We start from the raw sequence: 18,718 nt of genomic DNA on the forward strand, positions 1-18,718 counted from the left end.
CCGAGTGACCGCCGTCCGAGTGGGTAGCCGCCGGGCAGGCGGCGGAGGGGGCCGGGAGGTGATGAGCCGATGGCGCAGTCGAACACGCCCTCGGTCCCGGCGCACCGACCGCGGCCGCTCGGCGACTACGCGCTGCTGGCCGACGGGGAACGGGGCGCGATCGTGGGGCCCGAGGGCGACCTCGTGTGGTTGTGCGTGCCGGGGTGGGACGACCCCGCCGTGCTGTCCGAACTGATCGGCGGCGCGGGCGCCTTCCAGGTGCGCCCCGTCGATCCGTGGCACGTGCCCACGGGCGCGTACCACGACGGCACCCTCGTCTGGACCTTCCGCTGGACCCTCGCCGACGGCGTGATCGAGTGCCGTGACGCGCTCGCCGCGCCGCCCGACCCGCACCGCGCCGTGGTGCTGCGCCGGATACGGGCGGTGTCCGGGACCGCCCGGGTGGCCGTGCGCCTTCATGTACGCGGCCGATTCGGCGAGGCGCCGCCCCTGGTGCCGCACCGCGTCGAAGCCGGGGCCGGGGCCGGGGCCGGGACCGGGACCGGTACCGAGATGTGGGAGGCGGCCGGGGGCGGGCTGCGGCTGCGGCTCAGGGGCGTCGCGAAGGCCCGGGTCGGCGCCGACGGCGAACTCACCGCGCGGCTCACCGTGCCGGAGGGCGAGGAGCGGGACCTGGTCCTCGAACTCTCCGACCGGCCGCTGCCCGCGCCCGAACCCGCCGACCGGGCCTGGCGGCGCACCGAGCGCCACTGGGCCGGGGCCGTCCCGGACTGCAAGGGGCTCCCCGCGGCGCGCGACGCCCGGGCGGCGTACGCGGTCCTGACCGGCCTGACCGTGCCCCGTACCGGCGCCATGGTCGCCGCCGCCACCACCTCGCTGCCCGAACACGCCGGCTCCGAGCGGGACTACGACTACCGCTATGCCTGGCTGCGCGACCAGTGCTACGCGGGCCTCGCCGTCGCCGCGCACGGTCCGCACCCGCTCATGGACGCCGCCGTACGGGTCGCCGTCGAGCGGGTGCTCGCCGACGGGCCCGGGCTGCGGCCCGCGTACCGCACCGACGGCGGCCCGGTGCCGCGGGAGCGGACCCTGCCGCTCAGCGGTTACCCCGGCGCCGCCGACCGCGTCGGCAACCGCGCCGGAAGCCAGTTCCAGCTCGACACCTTCGGCGAGGTCCTCGAACTCCTCGCCGCCGCGGCCCGCCAGGACCGCCTCGACGCGGACGGGGTCCGGGCCGCGCACACCGCCGTGGACGCCCTGGCGGCCAACTGGCACCGCCCGGACGCCGGGCTGTGGGAGCTGGAGCCGGCCTGGTGGACCCACTCCCGGCTGGCCGCCGTGTGCGGGCTGACCGCGGCGGCCCGGGACATCGACGCGCCGGGCACCGACCGCTGGCGGGAGCTCGCGGAGACCATCCTCGCCGAGACCCGCCGGCGCTGTGTCCACCCCGACGGACGCTGGCAGCGCGCCGCCGGGGACCCCCGCCCGGACGCCGCCCTGCTCCGCCCGCTCGTCTCGGCGTCCGAGCCGATGGCGTCCTGGCCGGGCGGGGACACGCTGCTCGCCGGGACCCGGCGGGCCGTCGAACGCGAGCTCGTCGAGGACGGTTTCGTCTACCGCTTCCGCCGCGACGACTCCGCACTCGGCGAGGACGAGGGGGCCTTCCTCCTCTGCGGCTTCCTCATGGCGGCCGCCTGCGGCGCCGAGCGCCGTCCGGTCGCGGCGGCCCGCTGGTTCGAACGCACCCGCACGGCGGTCGGCCACGCCGGGCTGTTCGCCGAGGAGTACGACGTGACGCAGCGCCGGCTGCGCGGGAACCTGCCGCAGGCGTTCGTCCACGCGCTGCTCCTGGAGGACGCGGTCCGGCTCCCGCTCGACGGCGGCCCCGACTGACCGCCTGACCCGACTGGCCACCTGACCTGACTGGCCGCTGACCACCTGACCCGTCTGACCGCCTGAGCGCCTGACCCGCCTGACCGCCTGACCGGAGCGGACTGACCGCCTGACCGGAGCGCGCCGACACGGCCAGGAGCCTCCCGGCACGGCCAGGAGCCTCCCGGCACGGCCTGGAGCCCCGCCTCGCGGAAGCCGGCCGGCGGTTTCACGAAACGGGGCCCCAGGCCGTGCAGGGATCCTCAGGCCGCCGGGTTGGTGAGCTCCCGGCCCGGCGGCGTGGCGGGCGCCGGCGCGGCGGCCCACCGCTTGTGCGCGGCCGGCTGGTGCGTGACCCGGATCCGGTGCCGCTCCACGGCCAGTTCACGGTCGTCGTCGCCGTCGCTGAACCGGCCCGTCACCACGTACACCCCGCAGTGCGTGCGCCCCACCGGCAGCCGCTCGGGCGGCAGCCGCACCTCGTACGGTCCGCCCGGCCGGAAACCGCCCAGCGGCGTCCGGTTGGTCCCGAGCACCGCTCCGTCCCGCTCGCGGGTGTCCTCGAAGACCACCGTGTCGATCGCCCGGCCCAGCCGGAAGGTGAGGCCGACGCTCACCACCGCGCCCTCCGGCAGCTCGACGGGCTCCGTATCCTCGGGGTCCAGCAGGGGGACGACGAAGGTCCCCAGCTCCTCGGTGTGCAACGAGACGTCCACCAGCTCGAAGTCCGTGGAGTCCGTGAAGTCCCTCAGGTCGCTCACGGCGGCTCACCGCCTCTCGGTACGGGGCCGGTGTGCCGCGGCCCGTTGGCCCCGTCCGCGCAGGCTGCGCGCGAGGAGCGCCGTCGCCCCCGCGGCCGCGCCCGCCGTCGCCCCGACCGCGGCCGGGTGGCGGGCGAGCGCGCTGTACGGGGAGTGTGCGGCGGCCTCGGCGTCGAAGGGCCCGTGGGCGCCGTGGTCCCGTCCGCCGTCGCCGTCGAGCGGCACCCAGAGGTTGTGCGGGGCGCCGGCCGGCGCCGGCTCGTCGGTCTGCTGGGAGTCGTATCCGGTGCGGGCCGTGTAGCGGTCGAGCAGACCGGGCGCGAGCCGGTGCGCGAGCACCGCCGCGGCGGTCGAGGCGCCGACCAGGTACTCGCGGCGCCGTGGCCGGCGCGCCGCGTGCAGCACCGCCCGGGCCGCCACCTCCGGCTGGTACACCGGGGCCACGGGCCGGGGCCGGCGCGGCAGCCGCGACAGGACCCAGGAGAACTGCGGAGTGTTGACGGCCGGCAGCTGGACGACGGTGACCGCCACCGGGATCTTCTGGTGCAGCAGCTCCATGCGGACCGAGGCGGTGAACCCGTTCACGGCGTGCTTCGCCCCGCAGTAGGCCGCCTGCAGCGGCACCGACGCCTCGCCGAGTGCCGAACCGACCTGGACGACCGTGCCGGAGCGGCGCGGCACCATGCGGCGCAGGGCCGCCCGGGTGCCGTTGACGCAGCCGAGGTACGTGACCGCCGTCACCCGCTCGTACTCCTCCGGGCCGACCCCCAGGAACGGGGAGAACACGGAGGTGAAGGCGGAATTCACCCAGACGTCCACGGGGCCGAGCCTACTCTCCACGCGGTCCGCCGCCTGTTCCACCTGCTCCGGCACGGACATGTCCACCGGCACGACGAGGGCCTCGCCGCCTGCCCGCTCGACCTCGTCGGCCGCCGCGTCGAGCCCCACCCGGCCCCGGGCGAGCAGCGCCACCCGCGCGCCCGCCGCCCCGAACGCACGCGCGGTCGCCCGCCCCACGCCGGCGCTCGCGCCGGTGACGACCACGGTGCGTCCCGCGAACGGCAGCGACTGGCGGCGCACGTTCCGTCGCACGGCGAGACCCTCCAGGAACGTGACCACATCGGACGTGCGGATCATGGCGGCTCCTCACGCGCTCGGCAGGGGGACATCCGGTGGTGCCGCCTCACCAGCGGTACCAGCGGTTGCCCGAGCCGCGCACCAGGAAGCCCAGCAGCCAGATGACGAGCACGGCCAGGGCGATCCACCACAGCACGTGGGCGGTGAATCCGACGCCGAAGAGCACGAGCAGAAGCAGAAGGACGAGGAGCAGGGCGATCATGACGCGCCTCCTTCGATGACACGTTCGGTAGCGCTTGGCTGCGCGGCTACCCGCCCTCGGTGTCCGTAACCCCTTCAACCTCCCCCGCGGTCACAGGGCGTCGGCGGCGGTCCGCAGGTCGGCGACCAGACCCGCGTACAGCTCCTCGCGGTCCCCGCCGCCCCCCGCCCGCAGGACGGCCGACGGATGGACGGTCGCGAGCACCCGCAGCTCCCCGTTCCCGGCGCCGTTCCCCTCGTCCGGCAGCGGACGCGGTACGCCCCGGTCGGTGCCGACCCGGAACGACGGGCCGAGCAGCGCGCGGCCCGCCGTCGCGCCCAGCGTGACCACGAGCTCGGGCGAGACCAGCCGGAGCTCGGCGAGCAGCCAGGGGCGGCAGGCGAGGGTCTCGCGCAGGCTCGGCGCCTTGTGGATGCGGCGCTTGCGGGTCTCGTCCTGGGTGAACTTGAAGTGCTTGACCGCGTTCGTGAGGTACACCTCGTCCTCGTCGATGCCCGCGTCGCGCAGCGCCCGTGACAGCAGCCGGCCCGCCGGCCCGACGAACGCCTCGCCCTCCCGGTCCTCCTGGTCGCCGGGCTGCTCGCCGACCAGCATCAGCCGCGCGTGCGCGTCGCCGCGCCCGAAGACCGTCCCGGTCGTGTTCTCGAACAGCGGACAGCCCCGGCAGTCCGCCGCGGCCCGCCGGTGCGCGGGCATGCCGCCGCGCGCCGGCAGGAAGGGGGTGGCGTCGTACGCCTCGGGGCCGGGGCCGGCGCCGTCGTCATGGGTGCCGTTCATGGCAGTACCTCCCGGAGTCGCGGCTACCCCGAATCGCACTGGGCAAATCGGACGATAATCACCCATTCTCTTCAAATAGAGAAATGCGGATGAGTGGCCCCATGAGTGCATTTAGTAGATAAGGCGGGGCGAGGGTGGCGCGGGTGATTCGGGTCACGCTCGAACCGGCCCGCCCGATGCTGGCGCGGCGTCAAGTCCGTACTTTCCGTAAAGGGTTGGGGAATCGGGTCCAGGTAAGCGGAATGATCCTTTTGTGTTTCCGGTAAAGGTCATTTTCGGGCCGCTAATTCCGTCTTGTTTTCGCCGTTTGTTTTCGCATACGGTCACGCCGCAACCGGACGGAAACGCCGAATCCTGCCACCGCCCGGTCACCGCACTCACCACACTCGTCCGGCAGGAGCGGGGGACCCAGGTTTGCCGCCGGTCCCGGGATTCCGGGCCGGCTCGGGGTGAAGCCGTGCGCGCCGCGGCCGGGCATCTCCTGCCCGAACCCGACAGCTCACCTCGCAGGCGGAGGAGAGGAATTCGCCATGCGTGGACACGGGAAGCACCGACGCCCCAAGCGCACCCCGCTCGCTCGCTCCCTCGCCGTCGCCGGCCTCACCGGCAGCGCCGCACTCGCCGTGCCGCTGGCCGGGGCGTCGAGCGCCGTGGCGGCCGAGCCGCACGCGGCACAGACCGTCGCAGTCGAAAAGGCCGTGACGCAGACGGCCGTACGGAAGGCCGTGCAGGCCGGTCCGGTCCGGTATTCCGTCGTCGTCGGTGACTCGCTTTCCGGCATCGCCGAGAAGTACGCGGTCAGGGGCGGCTGGAAGAAGCTCTACCAGGACAACCGCCGGGCCATCGGCCACGACCCCCGGCTCATCCGGCCCGGTCTGAAGCTGACCGTCGACCCGACGTCGAAGCAGGCCCCGACGGCCCCGCGCCTCACCGGCGCCGGCGCGAGCGAGGCGGGCACGGCCACCGCGGTCCAGGCATCCGCCCCGGCCCCGGCCGCGGCCGCCACGACCGGCACCTCCGGCACGTACGCGAACAACCTCGACGGATGGATCCGCGAGGCCCTCGACGTCATGGCCCGCAACGGCATCCCCGGCAGCTACGACGGCATCTACCGCAACATCATGCGCGAGTCCTCGGGCAACCCGCAGGCCATCAACAACTGGGACTCCAACGCCGTCGCCGGCACCCCGTCCAAGGGCCTGCTCCAGGTGATCGACCCCACCTTCCAGGCGTACCACGTGGCCGGCACCTCCGACGACATCTACGACCCGGTCGCCAACATCACCGCGGCCTGCAACTACGCCGCCGCCAAGTACGGCTCCATCGACAACGTCTTCGGCGCCTACTGAGCCCTTCTCTTCCGTGCCGCCCGGCCCCCGAATGGACCGGGCGGTACGAAAAGAGGTACGAAGTCCTGCGTGAAGGATCAACCTCAGGGGCCGCAGGAGCCCCAGGAACCCCAGGACTCCCGGAGCGCGACCGTCCGGGTGTTCATCGCCCTGGCGCCGCCCGACGAAGCGAAGGACGAGCTGGCCCGCGAGCTGCGGCCCGCCTATGAGGCGTACCCGACCCTGAGGCAGAACCGCATCGAGGACTGGCACATCACCCTGGCCTTCCTCGGCGAGCTCCCCGCCGCGGCCGTCCCGCCGCTGCGGCAGCCGCTCGCGGAGCTCGCCGCCGCCCGCCGGCCCCTGGAGCTCGCGCTGCGCGGCGGCGGCCACTTCGACGAGCGGGTGCTGTGGAGCGGCATCGCCGGCGACCTCGAAGGGCTGCACCTGCTCGCCTCGGACGTCCGCGCCCTCGTGAAGGCCTGCGGCATCCCCTTCGAGGACCGCCCGCTGCGCCCGCACCTCACCCTGGCCCGGGCCCGCCGCGGCGACACGGCCTCCGTGGCCGCCGTCGCCGCCGGTCTCGCCGGCTTCACCGGCCGCCCCTGGCGCACCGAACGCCTGCACCTCGTCGGCAGCGACTTCGGCCGCGGTCCCGCGCCCATCCGCTACCGCGACATCGAGTCCTGGCCTCTCGGCGAGCCCGCCGAGCAGCCCTGACGGGCTGAAAGAGGGGGTGTCGCCCCGCGTGGCCACTCTCCTACAGTGCGTGATGCACCCGTCCCGCCGAACCAGGAGCAGCCCGTGGCCGCAGCCCCGCGTGAAGTGCCCGAACTGGACGCCGCCGCCGTCGAGCGGTGGCGGGCCGGCGGCGGAGAGCTCGTCGACCTCTTCGCCCAGGCGCGCGACGCACACGGCGGTGTCGCCGGGGTGCGGATCGGGGAGCGGCCCACCGTCGTGGTGACCGGCGCCGAGGCGGTACGGCAGGTGCTCGCCGTGCGCCCCGACAGGTACGTGAAGCGCTCGCACCGGGCCCGGCTGCTCGTCGGTGACGGGGTGCTCTCTGCGACGGGCGAGGCGTGGCAGCGTCAACGCCGCATGCTCCAGGCTCAGTTCACCGGGCGCGGGATGCGCCGGTACGAGCAGCGGATCGCCGCGGCAGCCCGGACGACCGCGGCGCGCTGGGACGCGTACGCCCGCGCGGGGGAGGTCTTCGACCTCGGCGAGGAGATGCGGCGCTTCGCCCTGGACACCATCTGGCGCTCCCTCACCGGGCACGCCCTCGACGCCGCCACGGAACGCGAACTGGCCAGCCTTCCCGAGGTGGTGGCCGCGATGCCGAGTCTGCCCGCCGACAGCGCCACCGCGCGGGAGGCCGTCGCCGCCGAGCTGGCGCGGATCGACGCGGTGGCGCACCGCGCCATCGCCGCCGCCCGCGACGGCGGCGCGGGCCCCGACGGGCCGGGACTCCTGCACGTCCTCGTCGAGGCCGGCCACACCCGTCCGGAGTACACCGACCGGCTGATCCGCGACGAACTCGTCACCCTGATGCTCGCCGGCCACGAGACCACCGCCACCACCCTCACCTGGCTTCACCTCCTCCTCGACCGGCATCCCGAGGAGCGGGAGCGAGCGCTCGCCGCCGGGCCCGAGGGCTCACCCGAACGGCAGCAGGCGGCCTCCGCGCTCGTCCACGAGACCCTGCGGTTCTATCCGTCGGCCTGGATCCTGCCGCGCTGCGCGGCCGAGGACGACGTCCTCGACGGATACGCGGTGGCGGCGGGCACCGATGTCGTCGTCTGCCCCTACCTCACCCACCGCGACCCCGAACTCTGGGAGAAGCCCGAGGAGTTCGACCCCACGCGCTTCACCACCCCGGGCCGCCGCCCCGCCCACCCCGGAAGCTACTTCCCGTTCGGCGTCGGGCCCCGCGCCTGCCTGGGCCTGCAGTTCGCCCTCCGCGAGTCCGTCGCGCTCCTCGAACTCCTGCTCCCGGCGCACGCCCCGCGCTTCCGCTCCGTCCCCGAACGCGCCGCCTACGGCCTCACCGTACGGCCCGACGGGCCCACCCCCGCCGTCCTGGCCGGTTAGCGGCGTCGGCCCGCCCGTCCGGAGAAAAACGCTTGGACCGCGCGGCTGTCCTCGCGGGACACTGCGGACCCTGTCCAGTCGGTCCGACAAAACAGGGTTGTGATGGGATTGTCTGAATCGAGCGGCAGTACACCGGGCAAAGGCCCGGTACTGCTCGCCCTCCGCTACTACGGACGTGAGCTGGCCAGGCTCCGTCGCATGACCGTGCCCGCGATGCTGCTCCCGGCGCTGGGCAACATCGGCATCGCCTACATCGCGCCACTGATCGTCGCCAAGCTCGTCGCGCGGATCGCCGACGGCGGCGCGGGCGGCGCGGGTGGCCTGGGAGGCGGGGGCTGGACCGGCGCCATGCTGCCGTACGTCCTCGGCATCGGCGGCGTGCTGCTCTTCTCCGAGGCGCTGTGGCGCGTCGGACTCCACTGTCTGAACCGCGTCGACGGGCTCGGCATCGAGCACCTCACCGTCGTCGGAATGGACGAACTGTTCGCCAAGGACGCCACGTTCTTCCACGACAACTTCGCCGGCTCGCTCACCAAGCGGGTCATCGGCTTCGGCAAGTGCTTCGAGGACTTCGTCGACACCCTCACCTTCAACGTGCTCGGCAGCTTCGTGCCGCTCGGCTTCGCCTGCGTCGTGCTGTGGACGTACGAACCGCTGCTCGTCGTCGGCCTGTTGGTGATGATCCTCGTCACCGCCTTCGGCGTGACCCCGCTGATCCGCCGCCGCCAGGCCCTCGTCGCCCGGCGCGAGGCGGCCATCGCCCGGGTGTCCGGCCATGTCGCCGACAGCCTGGGGAACATGGACACGGTACGGGCCTTCGCCGCCGAGCGGCGCGAGGCAGCCGAGAACCGCTCCCGTCTCGCCGAGGCGCGGCGGGTCACCCTGCGCTCCTGGGACTACGGAAACCTGCGCATCGACACGGTCGTCGCACCGATGTCGGTGCTCACCAACGTCCTCGGCCTGGTCCTCGCCCTCGCGCTCGGCGCCGGTGACCACGGCGTCGAGGCCGTCGTCGTCGCCTTCACCTACTACAGCAACGCGACCCGCATCATGTTCGAGTTCAACCAGATCTACCGGCGTCTGGAGAGCTCGATGACGGAGGCGGCGCAGTTCACCGAGCTGCTCCTGGAGCCGCCGACCGTGCTCGACCCGGAGTCGCCCGAGCCGTTGCGCTCGCGCGCCGGGGACGTGCGCTTCGAGAAGGTGCGCTTCGCGCACGGCGGCGGCAGGCCGCTGTTCGACGGCCTCGACCTCGACGTGCCCGCCGGAACGAAGATCGGCCTCGTCGGCCGGTCCGGCGGCGGCAAGACCACGCTCACCCGGCTGCTGCTGCGGATGACCGACGTCGACGCCGGCCGGATCCTCGTCGGCGGCCAGGACATCAGCCGGATGACCCAGTCCGACCTGCGCGGCCTCATCGCGTACGTGCCGCAGGAACCGGCGATGTTCCACCGCACCCTGCGGGAGAACATCGCCTTCGCCCGGCCGGACGCCACCGACGCCGACATCCGGCGCGCGGCCGAGGCGGCACACGTCACCGAGTTCGCGGACGCGCTGCCGGACGGCTTCGACACCATGGTGGGCGAGCGCGGCGTGAAGCTCTCCGGCGGCCAGCGGCAGCGGGTCGCGCTCGCCCGGGCGATCCTGCGCGACGCGCCGATCCTGCTGCTCGACGAGGCCACCAGCGCCCTCGACTCGGAGAGCGAGATCCTCGTCCAGGACGCGCTGTGGCGGCTGATGGAGGGCCGGACGGCGCTGGTGGTGGCGCACCGGCTGAGCACCGTCGCCGGCATGGACCAGCTCGTGGTCCTCGACCGGGGACGGATCGTCGAACAGGGCACCCACCAGGAGCTGCTCGACGCGGACGGCGCCTACGCCAAGCTGTGGCAGCACCAGTCCGGCGGCTTCCTCGAAGCCGACGACACCCGGGAGGGGGCCGACGTGCACTGAGCCCGGCACCGGCCCCCGCACCCGGTCAGCGGGCGCTCGTCAGCGGGCTGCCGACGCCCGCCGCCGTGTCCTCGCCGTCCTCGCCCACCTCGACGCGGAGCAGGGCCTCCCCTCGGCTGCCCGCTAGGACGTGACGCCGAGGGCCTGGAGGTCGACCATTCCGTACGCCTGGTTGACGTACACATTGGTCAGCCGGGGGCCGCGGTAGTTCAGCGTCTTGCCGGCGGCGACCGGCAGGTAGTAGGCGCCGTCGGTGAGCTTGTGGTTGATCTGCCGGTAGATGCCGTTCGCCTTGCCGGTGTCGGCGGCGGCCTTCGCCTGGTCGAACAGGGTATCGATCTCGCGGTCGTTGACCTGGGCGAGGTTGCTGTTGCCGCCCGGGGTGATCCGGCGGCTGTCGGCGAGGGGCTGGAGGAAGGTCGCGCCGAACGGGTCGTCGGCGAGCCAGTTGGTCAGCACCATGCCGATGCCCTGGTTCTTCGTGGTGCTCGGGGAGCCCGCGACGTCGAAGAACTCCGTGACGGGCTTCTGCGCGATCTCGACGGTGATGCCCACGGACCTGAGCGAGCTCTGCAGCGCCTGTGCGGTCTCCATGTCCTGGGGCCTGCCGCTCTTCACGAGGATCTTGGTGGTGAACCCGTTGGGGCGGCCGCAGTTCGCCAGCTCCTCCCTCGCCTTGACGGGCTGCGGCTTTCCGGCGGTCAGGCCGTACGGGTCGTACGCGTCGGCGCCCGGAACGGTCGGGGGCAGCAGGTTCCCGTGCGGGACCCCGGAGTTGGGGCCGCCGCGGGCGTTCTGCAGGGCGGTCGTGTCGGCCGCGTACAGCACGGCCTTGCGGCAGTGCGCGTTGTCGAAGGGAGCGGTGGGAGACACGAGCGCGACCAGGTTGAGGCGGCCGTTGAAGGGCGCGTCCGCATGGGCCTTCAGCCGCGTGTCCTGCAGCACCCGTGACGTGGCCGCCGTCGACAGGCCGGCCTGCTGCGCGTCCAGGTCGATCCTGCCGTCGAGCAGCGACGCGGACACGCTGTCGGCGTCCGTGGTGATGTTCAGCTTGATCCGGTCCGGCAGCGCCTTGCGCAGCGGGTCGGTGGCCTGATCCCACTTGTCGTTGCGCACGAGGACCAGGGACTGCCCGGGCGTGTACGACGCGAACCTGTACGGCCCGGAGGAGACCGGCTTCGCGGCGTACTGGGCGCCGGTGTCGTGAGCCTCCGGCACCGGGGCCGTGACCCCCGAGGCCAGCAGGTACGGGAACCGCGAGTCGGGCTTCGCGAGCCTGAAGACGAGCGTGCGCTCGTCGGGGGTGCTGACGGAACGGAGCCCGGTGGCGGACCTGTCCTTGAACGGGCCCTGGTAGTTCTGCCCCTGGTCGAGGGCGTCCCTCAGGTCGACCGGGCCGCCGCTCAGGACGTCCTGCGCGAAGCTCCGCTCGATCGCGTACTTCACGTCCTGCGCGGTGATCGGCGTGCCGTCCTCGAAGGTGAGGCCGGACCGGAGCCGGATGCTGTACGCCCTGCCGTCGAACGACACCTCGGGCGGGGCCTCGGCCAGGTCGGGCACGAGCTCGGTGCCCGCCGCGCCCGGCTTGGCGGCGTAGGTGAGGAGCGTACGGGCGTAGAGGCGCTGGAAATTCCAGACCCAGCCGTAGTAGGAGCGGCCCGGATCCCAGGAGTCGGCGTCGTACGCGCTGCTCAGTTCGAGCGTGCCGCCCTTCTTGGCGGAGGCGTTGACGACATTGCCGGTCGCCGCGTCGAAGCCGCTCGCGGAGCCCTTGGAGCCGGACGAGTTCGAACCGCCGCCCTCCGCCGTGTTCTCGTCCCCCGGCTTCTTGCCCTGGTTCATCAGGATGGCCGTGGTGACACCGCCACCGGCCACGAGGGCCGCCGCGACGGCGATCGCCACGATACGGCGCCTCTTGGCCCGGCCGGTCCGGCCCGCGCCGGTGGTGGCGGAGGCGGTGGACGTGGCCGGCGAGGCGGGCGACCAGGCGGAGGAGACGAGCGGAGGGTCGCCGTTCGGCAGCGGCGGCGCGTGCTCCGGCATCGGCGGCGCGACCGGTACGACGGCCGGAGCGGGGGTCGCGGTCGGCGGCGGTGTCGCCGGTGCGACCGGAGGGGCTATCTCCGCCGGTGCGGCGGGAGCCGGGGTCGCCGGGATCTGCCGGGCGGGGGCCTCCGGAGCCGGAGTCTTCGCGGCGGGGGCCGCGGCGGCCGTGGGCCACTGGGCCAGGGCGTCCCGGGGGTCCGGGGGAGTGGTCGCCGACGCGCGCGCGGCCGCGGGGCCGGCGTCGCCCGTACCGGCGCCGTCCGCGCCCGTGCCGTGCGGCCCGGCGTCGGCCGGACCGGCGCTGTCCGCACCCGTACCGGCCCGCCTGGCGCTGTCCGCACCCGTACCGGCCCGCCTGGCGCTGTCCGCACCCGTACCGTCCCGCCTGACGTCGTCCGCGCCCCTGCCGTCCGGCCTGGCGTCGTCCGCGCCCCTGCCGTCCGGCCTGGCGTCGGCCGAACCGGCATGGCCCGCACCGGCGTCGGCCGAACCGGCGTGGCCCGCACCGGCGTCGGCCGCACCGGCGGCGTTCCGGCCGGTGAGTGCGCCCGCGACCTGCTCGGGCAACCAGTCGGTCTCCTTCGGCAGCCCGGCGCCGTAGGTCTGCTGGCCCGTCTCGCCGAGCAGGTGCGCGAACTCGGTCAGCAACTCGGTGACGGTCGGCCGCTGTTCCGGCTCCTTGGCGAGGCAGCGGGCGACGAAGTCGGAGTCCGCGGGCAGACCCGAGAGGTCCGGATCCTCGTACACGGCCCGGAAGTTCACCGAGTGCGGCGCACCGATCCCGAAGGGCGGTGTGCCGGTCCCGGCGAATGCGAGGACCGCGCCGAGCGAGAAGACGTCGCTGGCCGGGCCGACCTGCCGGCCCGTCACCTGCTCCGGCGACATGTAGCCGGGCGTGCCGATCACCATGCCGGTCTGGGTGAGGGCGCTCGTCTCCGTGGCGAGGGAGATGCCGAAGTCGATCACGCGCGGACCGTCGCTCGCGAGCAGCACGTTCGACGGCTTCAGGTCACGGTGGACGAGCCCGGTGCCGTGGATCGCCTCCAGGGCCTCGACCAGACCGGCGCCCAGGTAGAGCAACGAGCGCCGGGGCCAGGCCCCATGGGCGTGGACCGCCGCGTCGAGCGGCAGACCGGGGACGTAGGCGGTGGCGAGCCAGGCGGGGTCGCCCTCGGGGTCGGCGTCGACGACGGCCGCGGTGAAGAAGCCGGTCACGCGCCGGGCCGCCGCCACCTCCCGGGCGAACCGGCGGCGGAATTCGCCGTCCTCGGCGAGTTCGGCGCGGACCACCTTGACCGCGACCATCCGGCCGCTGGTGGAACGACCGAGGTACACCCGGCCCATGCCGCCCGCGCCGAGGCGCGCGAGGATCCGATAGCGCCCCACCTGCTTCGGGTCGGTCGCGGTCAGCTCTTCCAACGTTCCCCCCGCCGGTGGCCCCACCTCCGGGGGCCGTCCGGTGACGATTACACCAGACCCGGACGCCTCATCGGCCCGTCCCCTCACTCTCGTCGAGGCCCTCGGCGGGGCGGCGCGCGTAACAGAACAGGTGCTCCTCCGGCGCGGCCTCGGGATCGTCGGGCCGGAAGACCGAAACCGCCTGGTGGACGACGTGCAGTCCGCATTCCTCGCGGAGCAGGCGCACGTACTCCTCGGCCGCGAAACTGGAGACGCGGACCCGCCGGCCCATCCAGACGATCTCCAGGTCCTCGATGTCCGCCGGGACCGTGGCGCTCACGAGGAAGCCGCCGGGGGCGAGCCAGGACGTCATCCGGCGCAGGGCGGCGACGGCGTCCGCGCGGCTCATCATCAGGAGCGGGAAGAAGGCGCAGACGGCGGCGAAGGAACCTTCCGGGGCTTCGAAGTCCCGTACGTCGCACTGCTCGAAGCGAGCCCCCGGCACCTGCTGCCGCGCCAGCTCCACCATCGTCCCCGACACGTCGATGCCGGTGACCTCGTGCCCGGCCCGGGCCAGCAGGCCGGCGACCGGGCGGCCGGTGCCGCTGCCGACGTCGAGGACCCGCGAGCCGGCCGGGAGGCGCGCGGTGAGCCAGTCGACCGCCGCCAGCTGCTCGGGCAGCGTCCCGAACGCCTTCTCGTACTCCGCCCCGAGCCCGTCGAACAGCTGCGCCGCCGACAGCGTCCGCTCCCCGGCACCCTCGTCGCTCATGTCGCCCCTTCCCGTGGGCCTGGCGGCCCGGTCCCGGGCCGCCTACCCACGGGAGGGTCGGCGCATGTCGGCCGGGCGCTCACTACCGCGACGTGGCCCTCGGGCTGTTCTTCGGCTCGGCCTGAGCCGCCCTCCGCCACCTGCCGCCTCCCCGTACGGCCCGTTCCTGGCCGGAAACCTGCGCACCCGCCGGCGCCCGAGGCACCCGGCCGGCGGGCGCGCCGTCGGGCATGCCCCGGAGCTCGCGAGCATTTCGCACTGATGATGCGTCATGTGGACCTGTTTCCCTATGAGTTGGCGGGGGCGCGCGTCAAGGGAGCGTGCGCCGGGCGCTCGTAGGACCGGATGGCTCGAATGTCATAGGTCGGGCGAATAAACCCCGGGCGCCACAAGATCACTGCATCGAGGTAATGCCCCCGGTCTGGCGCCGTGCTCGGGGAGCGAGGCCGGTTACTGTTCCCCCGGATCTGGACGGATTCCCAGGGATTGAGTGGGAATCCCAGAGATTGTGTCGGTTTTTCCGCTTTTCCTCTTTCAAGGAGCGCTCGCCCCATGACCGTTGAGACCGGCCCGGACACTCAGCTGGAGTCGCCCCGGCCGCAGTCCAGCCTGAGCACCGCGGCTGCCCGGAACCTCGCCACCACCACCAAGTCCGCCCCGCAGATGCAGGAGATCACCTCCCGGTGGCTGCTGCGCATGCTCCCCTGGGTGGAGACGAAGGGCGGCGCCTACCGGGTGAACCGCCGACTCAGCTACACCGTGGGTGACGGGGTGATCGAGTTCGTCCAGGACGGCGCCACCGTCCGGGTGATCCCCCGCGAACTCGGCGAACTGGCCCTCCTGCGCGGCTTCGACGACGACGAGGTGCTCGCCGCCCTCGCCGGCCGCTGCGTCCAGCGCGACTTCCGCGCCGGCGAGGTCATCGTCGAGCGCGGCAACGCCGCCGACCAGATCCACCTCATCGCGCACGGCCGGATCAACCAGACCTCCGTCGGCAAGTACGGCGACGAGGTCTCCGTGGCGACCCTGGCCGACGGCGACCGGTTCGGCGAGAACGCCCTCCTGGACGCCGACGCCACGTGGGACTACACCGCCACCGCCGAGACCCCCGGCACCCTGCTCACCCTCTCCCGGGCCGACTTCGACGCGGTCAAGGGCCAGGCGGCCAGCCTGCGGGCCCACATCGAGGAGTTCAGCGCGCTGCCCGAGCAGCGGCAGAACAAGCACGGCGAGGCCGAGATCGCCATGTCCGCCGGCCACGTCGGCGAGGCCACCCTGCCCGGCGCCTTCGTCGACTACGAGCTCAACCCGCGCGAGTACGAGCTCTCCGTCGCCCAGACCGTCCTCAAGGTCCACACCCGGGTCGCCGACCTCTACAACGGCCCGATGAACCAGACCGAGGAACAGCTCCGGCTCACCATCGAGGCGCTGCGCGAGCGCCAGGAGCACGAGCTCATCAACAACCCCGAGTTCGGTCTGCTGCACAACGCCGACTTCAAGCAGCGCATCCAGCCGCACTCGGGCGCGCCCACCCCGGACGACCTCGACGACCTGCTGTGCCGCCGCCGCGGTACGAAGTTCCTCTTCGCCCACCCGCGGACGATCGCCGCGATCGGGCGCGAGTTCAACTCCCGCGGCCTCTACCCGGACCACGTCGACGTCGGCGGCCAGTCCGTCCCGGCCTGGCGCGGCGTGCCGATCCTGCCCTGCAACAAGATCCCGATCAGCAAGGAGCAGACCAGCTCCATCATCGCCATGCGTACCGGCGAGGACAACCAGGGCGTCATCGGTCTGCGCCAGACGGGACTGCCGGACGAGTTCGAGCCCGGCCTCTCCGTGCGCTTCATGAACATCAGCGAGCAGGCGATCATCTCGTACCTGGTCACCACCTACTACTCGGCCGCCGTCCTCGTCCCCGACGCGCTCGGCGTCCTCGAGAACGTGCAGATCGCCCGCCGCAACTAGCGCGGGGGGTTCGCAGGCCCGATCCGGCCCGGACCCCGTCCGGGCCGGGCCCCATCCATCCCAGCAAGGAGACACGGATGCCCGACACCGGGCTTTCCCCTGGGCAGTCGAGCCTGCCCGCCCTGCCCGGCCCGCCGGCCGCCCTGTTTCCCGCCACCGGGACGGCGGCCGGGCCGGAGGCCGCGGCCCCGGTCGTGGCCGCGACCACGGCCACGGCGACCCGTTCGGCGCCGGCGTGGATCCTCCACGGACCCAGCGGTCTGGGCACGTCGAGCCTCTCCCTCGCCCGCCGCGCGGAGCCGGCCCCGGTGCAGGTCGTCGAGGCCCTGGCGCACGTCGCCTCGGAGCCGGTCGCCTCGGAGCCCGTGGCCCCGGAGTCCGTCGCCCCGACGGCAGGCACCCCGATCCCCGGCCTCTACTACCACCCGGTCGCGGAGCCGGACCCGGCCCGGGTCGAGGAGCTCAGCCTGCGCATCAAGGCATGGGCGGTCGACGAGGCCGAGGTCTACCCGCCGGAGTGGGAGGACCAGTTCGACGGCTTCTCCACCGGGCGCTACATGGTCGCCTGCCACCCGGACGCGCCGACCGTCGACCATCTGATGGCCGCGGCCCGGCTGATGGTCGCCGAGAACGCGGTCGACGACTGCTACTGCGAGGACCACGGCGGCTCGCCCGTCGGCCTCGGCAGCCGGCTGCTGCTCGCGCACACCGCGCTCGACGCGGTGCACACGACGAAGGAGTACGCGCCGGCCTGGGCGGAGTCCCTGTACTCCGACGCCCCGCGGCGCGCCTACCGCTCCGCCATGGAGTACTTCGTCCAGCTGGCCACGCCGTCCCAGGCCGACCGGTTCCGGCACGACATGGCCCGGCTGCACATGGGGTACCTCGCCGAGGCCGCGTGGGCCGAGACCGAGACCGTGCCCGAGGTGTGGGAGTACCTGGCGATGCGTCAGTTCAACAACTTCCGCCCCTGCCCCACCATCACGGACACCGTCGGCGGCTACGAACTGCCCGCGGACCTGCACGCCATGCCCGCCATGCAGCGGGTGATCGCCCTGGCCGGGAACGCGACGACCATCGTCAACGACCTCTACTCCTACACCAAGGAGCAGAAGAGCCCCGGCCTGCACCTCAACCTGCCGGTGGTGATCGCCGCACGCGAGGGCGTCTCCGAGAAGGACGCCTACCTGAAGGCGGTCGAGGTCCACAACGACCTCATGCGCACCTTCGAGGCCGAGGCCGCCGAGCTGGCCGCGACCTGCCCCGTACCGACCGTGGCGCGCTTCCTCAAGGGCGTCGCCGTCTGGGTCGACGGCAACCACTACTGGCACATGACCAACACGTACCGATACAGCCTGCCCGACTTCTGGTAACCTGCCCGACTTTATTAAGAAATGGACTTCTCTCTGTGACCAGCACCGAGTTCACCACCGCCGAAGGCACCTCGACGTTCGTCCCCGCGCCGGCGACGCCGTACCAGGGTGACATCGCCCGCTACTGGAACGCCGAGGCCAGGCCCGTGAACCTCCGCCTCGGCGACGTGGACGGGCTCTACCACCACCACTACGGCATCGGTGACGTCGACCACGCGGCCCTCGGCACCCCCGAGGACAGCGAGTACGAGAAGAAGCTGATCGCCGAGCTGCACCGTCTGGAGTCGGCGCAGACCGACGTCCTCCTGGAGCACCTCGGCCCCATCGGCCACGACGACACGCTCGTCGACGCCGGTTGCGGCCGCGGCGGCTCCATGGTCATGGCCCACCAGCGCTTCGGCTGCAAGGTCGAGGGCGTCACCCTCTCCGCCAAGCAGGCCGACTTCGCCAACCGGCGCGCCGAGGAGCTGGGCATCGCGGACCACGTCCACGCCCGGGTCTGCAACATGCTCGACACCCCCTTCGAGACCGGCCAGGCCGCCGCCTCGTGGAACAACGAGTCCAGCATGTACGTCGACCTGCACGACCTGATGGCCGAGCACTCCCGCATCCTCGCGGTCGGCGGCCGTTACGTCACGATCACCGGCTGCTGGAACCCGAAGTACGGCCAGCCCTCCAAGTGGGTCTCGCAGATCAACGCCCACTTCGAGTGCAACATCCACTCCCGCCGCGAGTACCTGCGCGCGATGGCCGACAACCGCCTGGTCCCCCAGGCCGTCATCGACCTGACCCCGGAGACCCTCCCGTACTGGGAGCTGCGGGCCACGTCCTCCCTGGTCACCGGCATCGAGGAGGCGTTCATCGAGTCGTACAAGGACGGCTCGTTCCAGTACGTGCTGATCGCGGCCGACCGGGTCTGACGGCGGCCGGGTGAAACGCCGGGCGGGGGGGGGGGGGGCCCCCGGGGGGGCCCCCCCCCCCCCCCCGGCGGGGGGGGGGGGGGGGGGGCGCCCCCCCGGGGGGGGGGCCGGGGGGGGGGGGCCGGC

Annotated in this window: 14 protein-coding genes and 1 riboswitch; of the genes, 8 read left to right on the top strand and 6 right to left on the bottom strand. The window is 73.3% G+C overall.

Going from position 1 to position 18,718, the window contains the following annotated elements; genetic code table 11:
* Window positions 1-69: 69 nt before the first annotated feature.
* Window positions 70-1,893 (top strand): glycoside hydrolase family 15 protein, encoded by a 1,824-nt coding sequence (locus ACIRSU_RS07775; protein ID WP_403789825.1) that lies wholly within the window; start codon window positions 70-72, stop codon window positions 1,891-1,893.
* A 242-nt stretch (window positions 1,894-2,135) separates the two neighbouring features.
* Here the strand turns inward: ACIRSU_RS07775 and ACIRSU_RS07780 are convergent, their stop codons facing one another.
* The 4 genes from ACIRSU_RS07780 to ACIRSU_RS07795 form a co-directional block, all read right to left on the bottom strand.
* Window positions 2,136-2,633, bottom strand: a complete 498-nt coding sequence (locus tag ACIRSU_RS07780; protein WP_403789826.1) for a hypothetical protein — start codon at window positions 2,631-2,633, stop codon at window positions 2,136-2,138.
* A 6-nt stretch (window positions 2,634-2,639) separates the two neighbouring features.
* Window positions 2,640-3,770, bottom strand: coding sequence for an SDR family oxidoreductase (locus tag ACIRSU_RS07785; protein WP_403789827.1), 1,131 nt, complete (start codon window positions 3,768-3,770; stop codon window positions 2,640-2,642).
* Window positions 3,771-3,816: 46 nt separating this feature from the next.
* Window positions 3,817-3,972 carry a hydrophobic protein gene (locus tag ACIRSU_RS07790; protein ID WP_403789828.1) on the bottom strand — a complete coding sequence of 52 codons (156 nt, stop codon included), beginning with the start codon at window positions 3,970-3,972 and terminating at the stop codon, window positions 3,817-3,819.
* A 90-nt stretch (window positions 3,973-4,062) separates the two neighbouring features.
* Window positions 4,063-4,749 (bottom strand): UdgX family uracil-DNA binding protein, encoded by a 687-nt coding sequence (locus tag ACIRSU_RS07795; protein WP_403789829.1) that lies wholly within the window; start codon window positions 4,747-4,749, stop codon window positions 4,063-4,065.
* Window positions 4,750-5,084: 335 nt separating this feature from the next.
* A riboswitch (cyclic di-AMP (ydaO/yuaA leader) is annotated at window positions 5,085-5,275 on the top strand.
* A 4-nt stretch (window positions 5,276-5,279) separates the two neighbouring features.
* Here ACIRSU_RS07795 and ACIRSU_RS07800 point away from each other — a divergent pair.
* The 4 genes from ACIRSU_RS07800 (at window position 5,280) to ACIRSU_RS07815 (ending at window position 10,118) form a co-directional block, all read left to right on the top strand.
* On the top strand, window positions 5,280-6,098 hold the full coding sequence (locus tag ACIRSU_RS07800; RefSeq protein ID WP_403789830.1) for a transglycosylase SLT domain-containing protein: 819 nt from the start codon (window positions 5,280-5,282) through the stop codon (window positions 6,096-6,098).
* 69 nt (window positions 6,099-6,167) lie between these two features.
* Complete coding sequence (thpR, locus tag ACIRSU_RS07805) at window positions 6,168-6,797, top strand: RNA 2',3'-cyclic phosphodiesterase (RefSeq protein WP_403789831.1); 630 nt, start codon at window positions 6,168-6,170, stop codon at window positions 6,795-6,797.
* Between the two features lie 84 nt (window positions 6,798-6,881).
* On the top strand, window positions 6,882-8,168 hold the full coding sequence (locus tag ACIRSU_RS07810) for a cytochrome P450 (RefSeq protein ID WP_403789832.1): 1,287 nt from the start codon (window positions 6,882-6,884) through the stop codon (window positions 8,166-8,168).
* 102 nt (window positions 8,169-8,270) lie between these two features.
* On the top strand, window positions 8,271-10,118 hold the full coding sequence (locus tag ACIRSU_RS07815) for an ABC transporter ATP-binding protein (RefSeq protein WP_403789833.1): 1,848 nt from the start codon (window positions 8,271-8,273) through the stop codon (window positions 10,116-10,118).
* Between the two features lie 123 nt (window positions 10,119-10,241).
* Here the strand turns inward: ACIRSU_RS07815 and ACIRSU_RS07820 are convergent, their stop codons facing one another.
* A complete protein-coding gene (locus ACIRSU_RS07820; protein ID WP_403789834.1) occupies window positions 10,242-13,583 on the bottom strand; it encodes an ABC transporter substrate-binding protein in 3,342 nt (1,113 codons plus the stop codon).
* A 67-nt stretch (window positions 13,584-13,650) separates the two neighbouring features.
* A complete protein-coding gene (locus ACIRSU_RS07825) occupies window positions 13,651-14,334 on the bottom strand; it encodes a class I SAM-dependent methyltransferase (protein WP_403789835.1) in 684 nt (227 codons plus the stop codon).
* A 552-nt stretch (window positions 14,335-14,886) separates the two neighbouring features.
* Between ACIRSU_RS07825 and ACIRSU_RS07830 the strand changes: the two genes are divergently transcribed.
* From ACIRSU_RS07830 to ACIRSU_RS07840, 3 genes are all read left to right on the top strand, one after another.
* Window positions 14,887-16,299: a family 2B encapsulin nanocompartment shell protein gene (locus ACIRSU_RS07830; protein WP_403789836.1), complete on the top strand. Its 1,413-nt coding sequence runs from the start codon at window positions 14,887-14,889 to the stop codon at window positions 16,297-16,299.
* 77 nt (window positions 16,300-16,376) lie between these two features.
* The gene (locus ACIRSU_RS07835; protein WP_403789837.1) at window positions 16,377-17,672 is read left to right on the top strand and encodes a family 2 encapsulin nanocompartment cargo protein terpene cyclase; all 1,296 of its coding nucleotides are present in this window, start codon (window positions 16,377-16,379) and stop codon (window positions 17,670-17,672) included.
* 35 nt (window positions 17,673-17,707) lie between these two features.
* Window positions 17,708-18,592 (top strand): geranyl diphosphate 2-C-methyltransferase, encoded by an 885-nt coding sequence (locus ACIRSU_RS07840; RefSeq protein WP_403789838.1) that lies wholly within the window; start codon window positions 17,708-17,710, stop codon window positions 18,590-18,592.
* Window positions 18,593-18,718: the final 126 nt, after the last annotated feature.

The sequence above is a fragment of the Streptomyces sp. NPDC101160 genome, assembly GCF_044768205.1.
Taxonomy (GTDB): Bacteria; Actinomycetota; Actinomycetes; order Streptomycetales; family Streptomycetaceae; genus Streptomyces.

Excerpts from the sequence above, each read along its gene's own strand:
- ACIRSU_RS07775 (WP_403789825.1), top strand. The coding sequence starts at position 70 with ATGGCGCAGTCGAACACGCCCTCGGTCCCGGCGCACCGACCGCGGCCG.
- ACIRSU_RS07785 (WP_403789827.1), bottom strand. The coding sequence starts at position 3,770 with ATGATCCGCACGTCCGATGTGGTCACGTTCCTGGAGGGTCTCGCCGTG.
- ACIRSU_RS07790 (WP_403789828.1), bottom strand. The coding sequence starts at position 3,972 with ATGATCGCCCTGCTCCTCGTCCTTCTGCTTCTGCTCGTGCTCTTCGGC.
- ACIRSU_RS07795 (WP_403789829.1), bottom strand. The coding sequence starts at position 4,749 with ATGAACGGCACCCATGACGACGGCGCCGGCCCCGGCCCCGAGGCGTAC.
- ACIRSU_RS07800 (WP_403789830.1), top strand. The coding sequence starts at position 5,280 with ATGCGTGGACACGGGAAGCACCGACGCCCCAAGCGCACCCCGCTCGCT.
- ACIRSU_RS07815 (WP_403789833.1), top strand. The coding sequence starts at position 8,271 with ATGGGATTGTCTGAATCGAGCGGCAGTACACCGGGCAAAGGCCCGGTA.
- ACIRSU_RS07825 (WP_403789835.1), bottom strand. The coding sequence starts at position 14,334 with ATGAGCGACGAGGGTGCCGGGGAGCGGACGCTGTCGGCGGCGCAGCTG.
- ACIRSU_RS07830 (WP_403789836.1), top strand. The coding sequence starts at position 14,887 with ATGACCGTTGAGACCGGCCCGGACACTCAGCTGGAGTCGCCCCGGCCG.
- ACIRSU_RS07835 (WP_403789837.1), top strand. The coding sequence starts at position 16,377 with ATGCCCGACACCGGGCTTTCCCCTGGGCAGTCGAGCCTGCCCGCCCTG.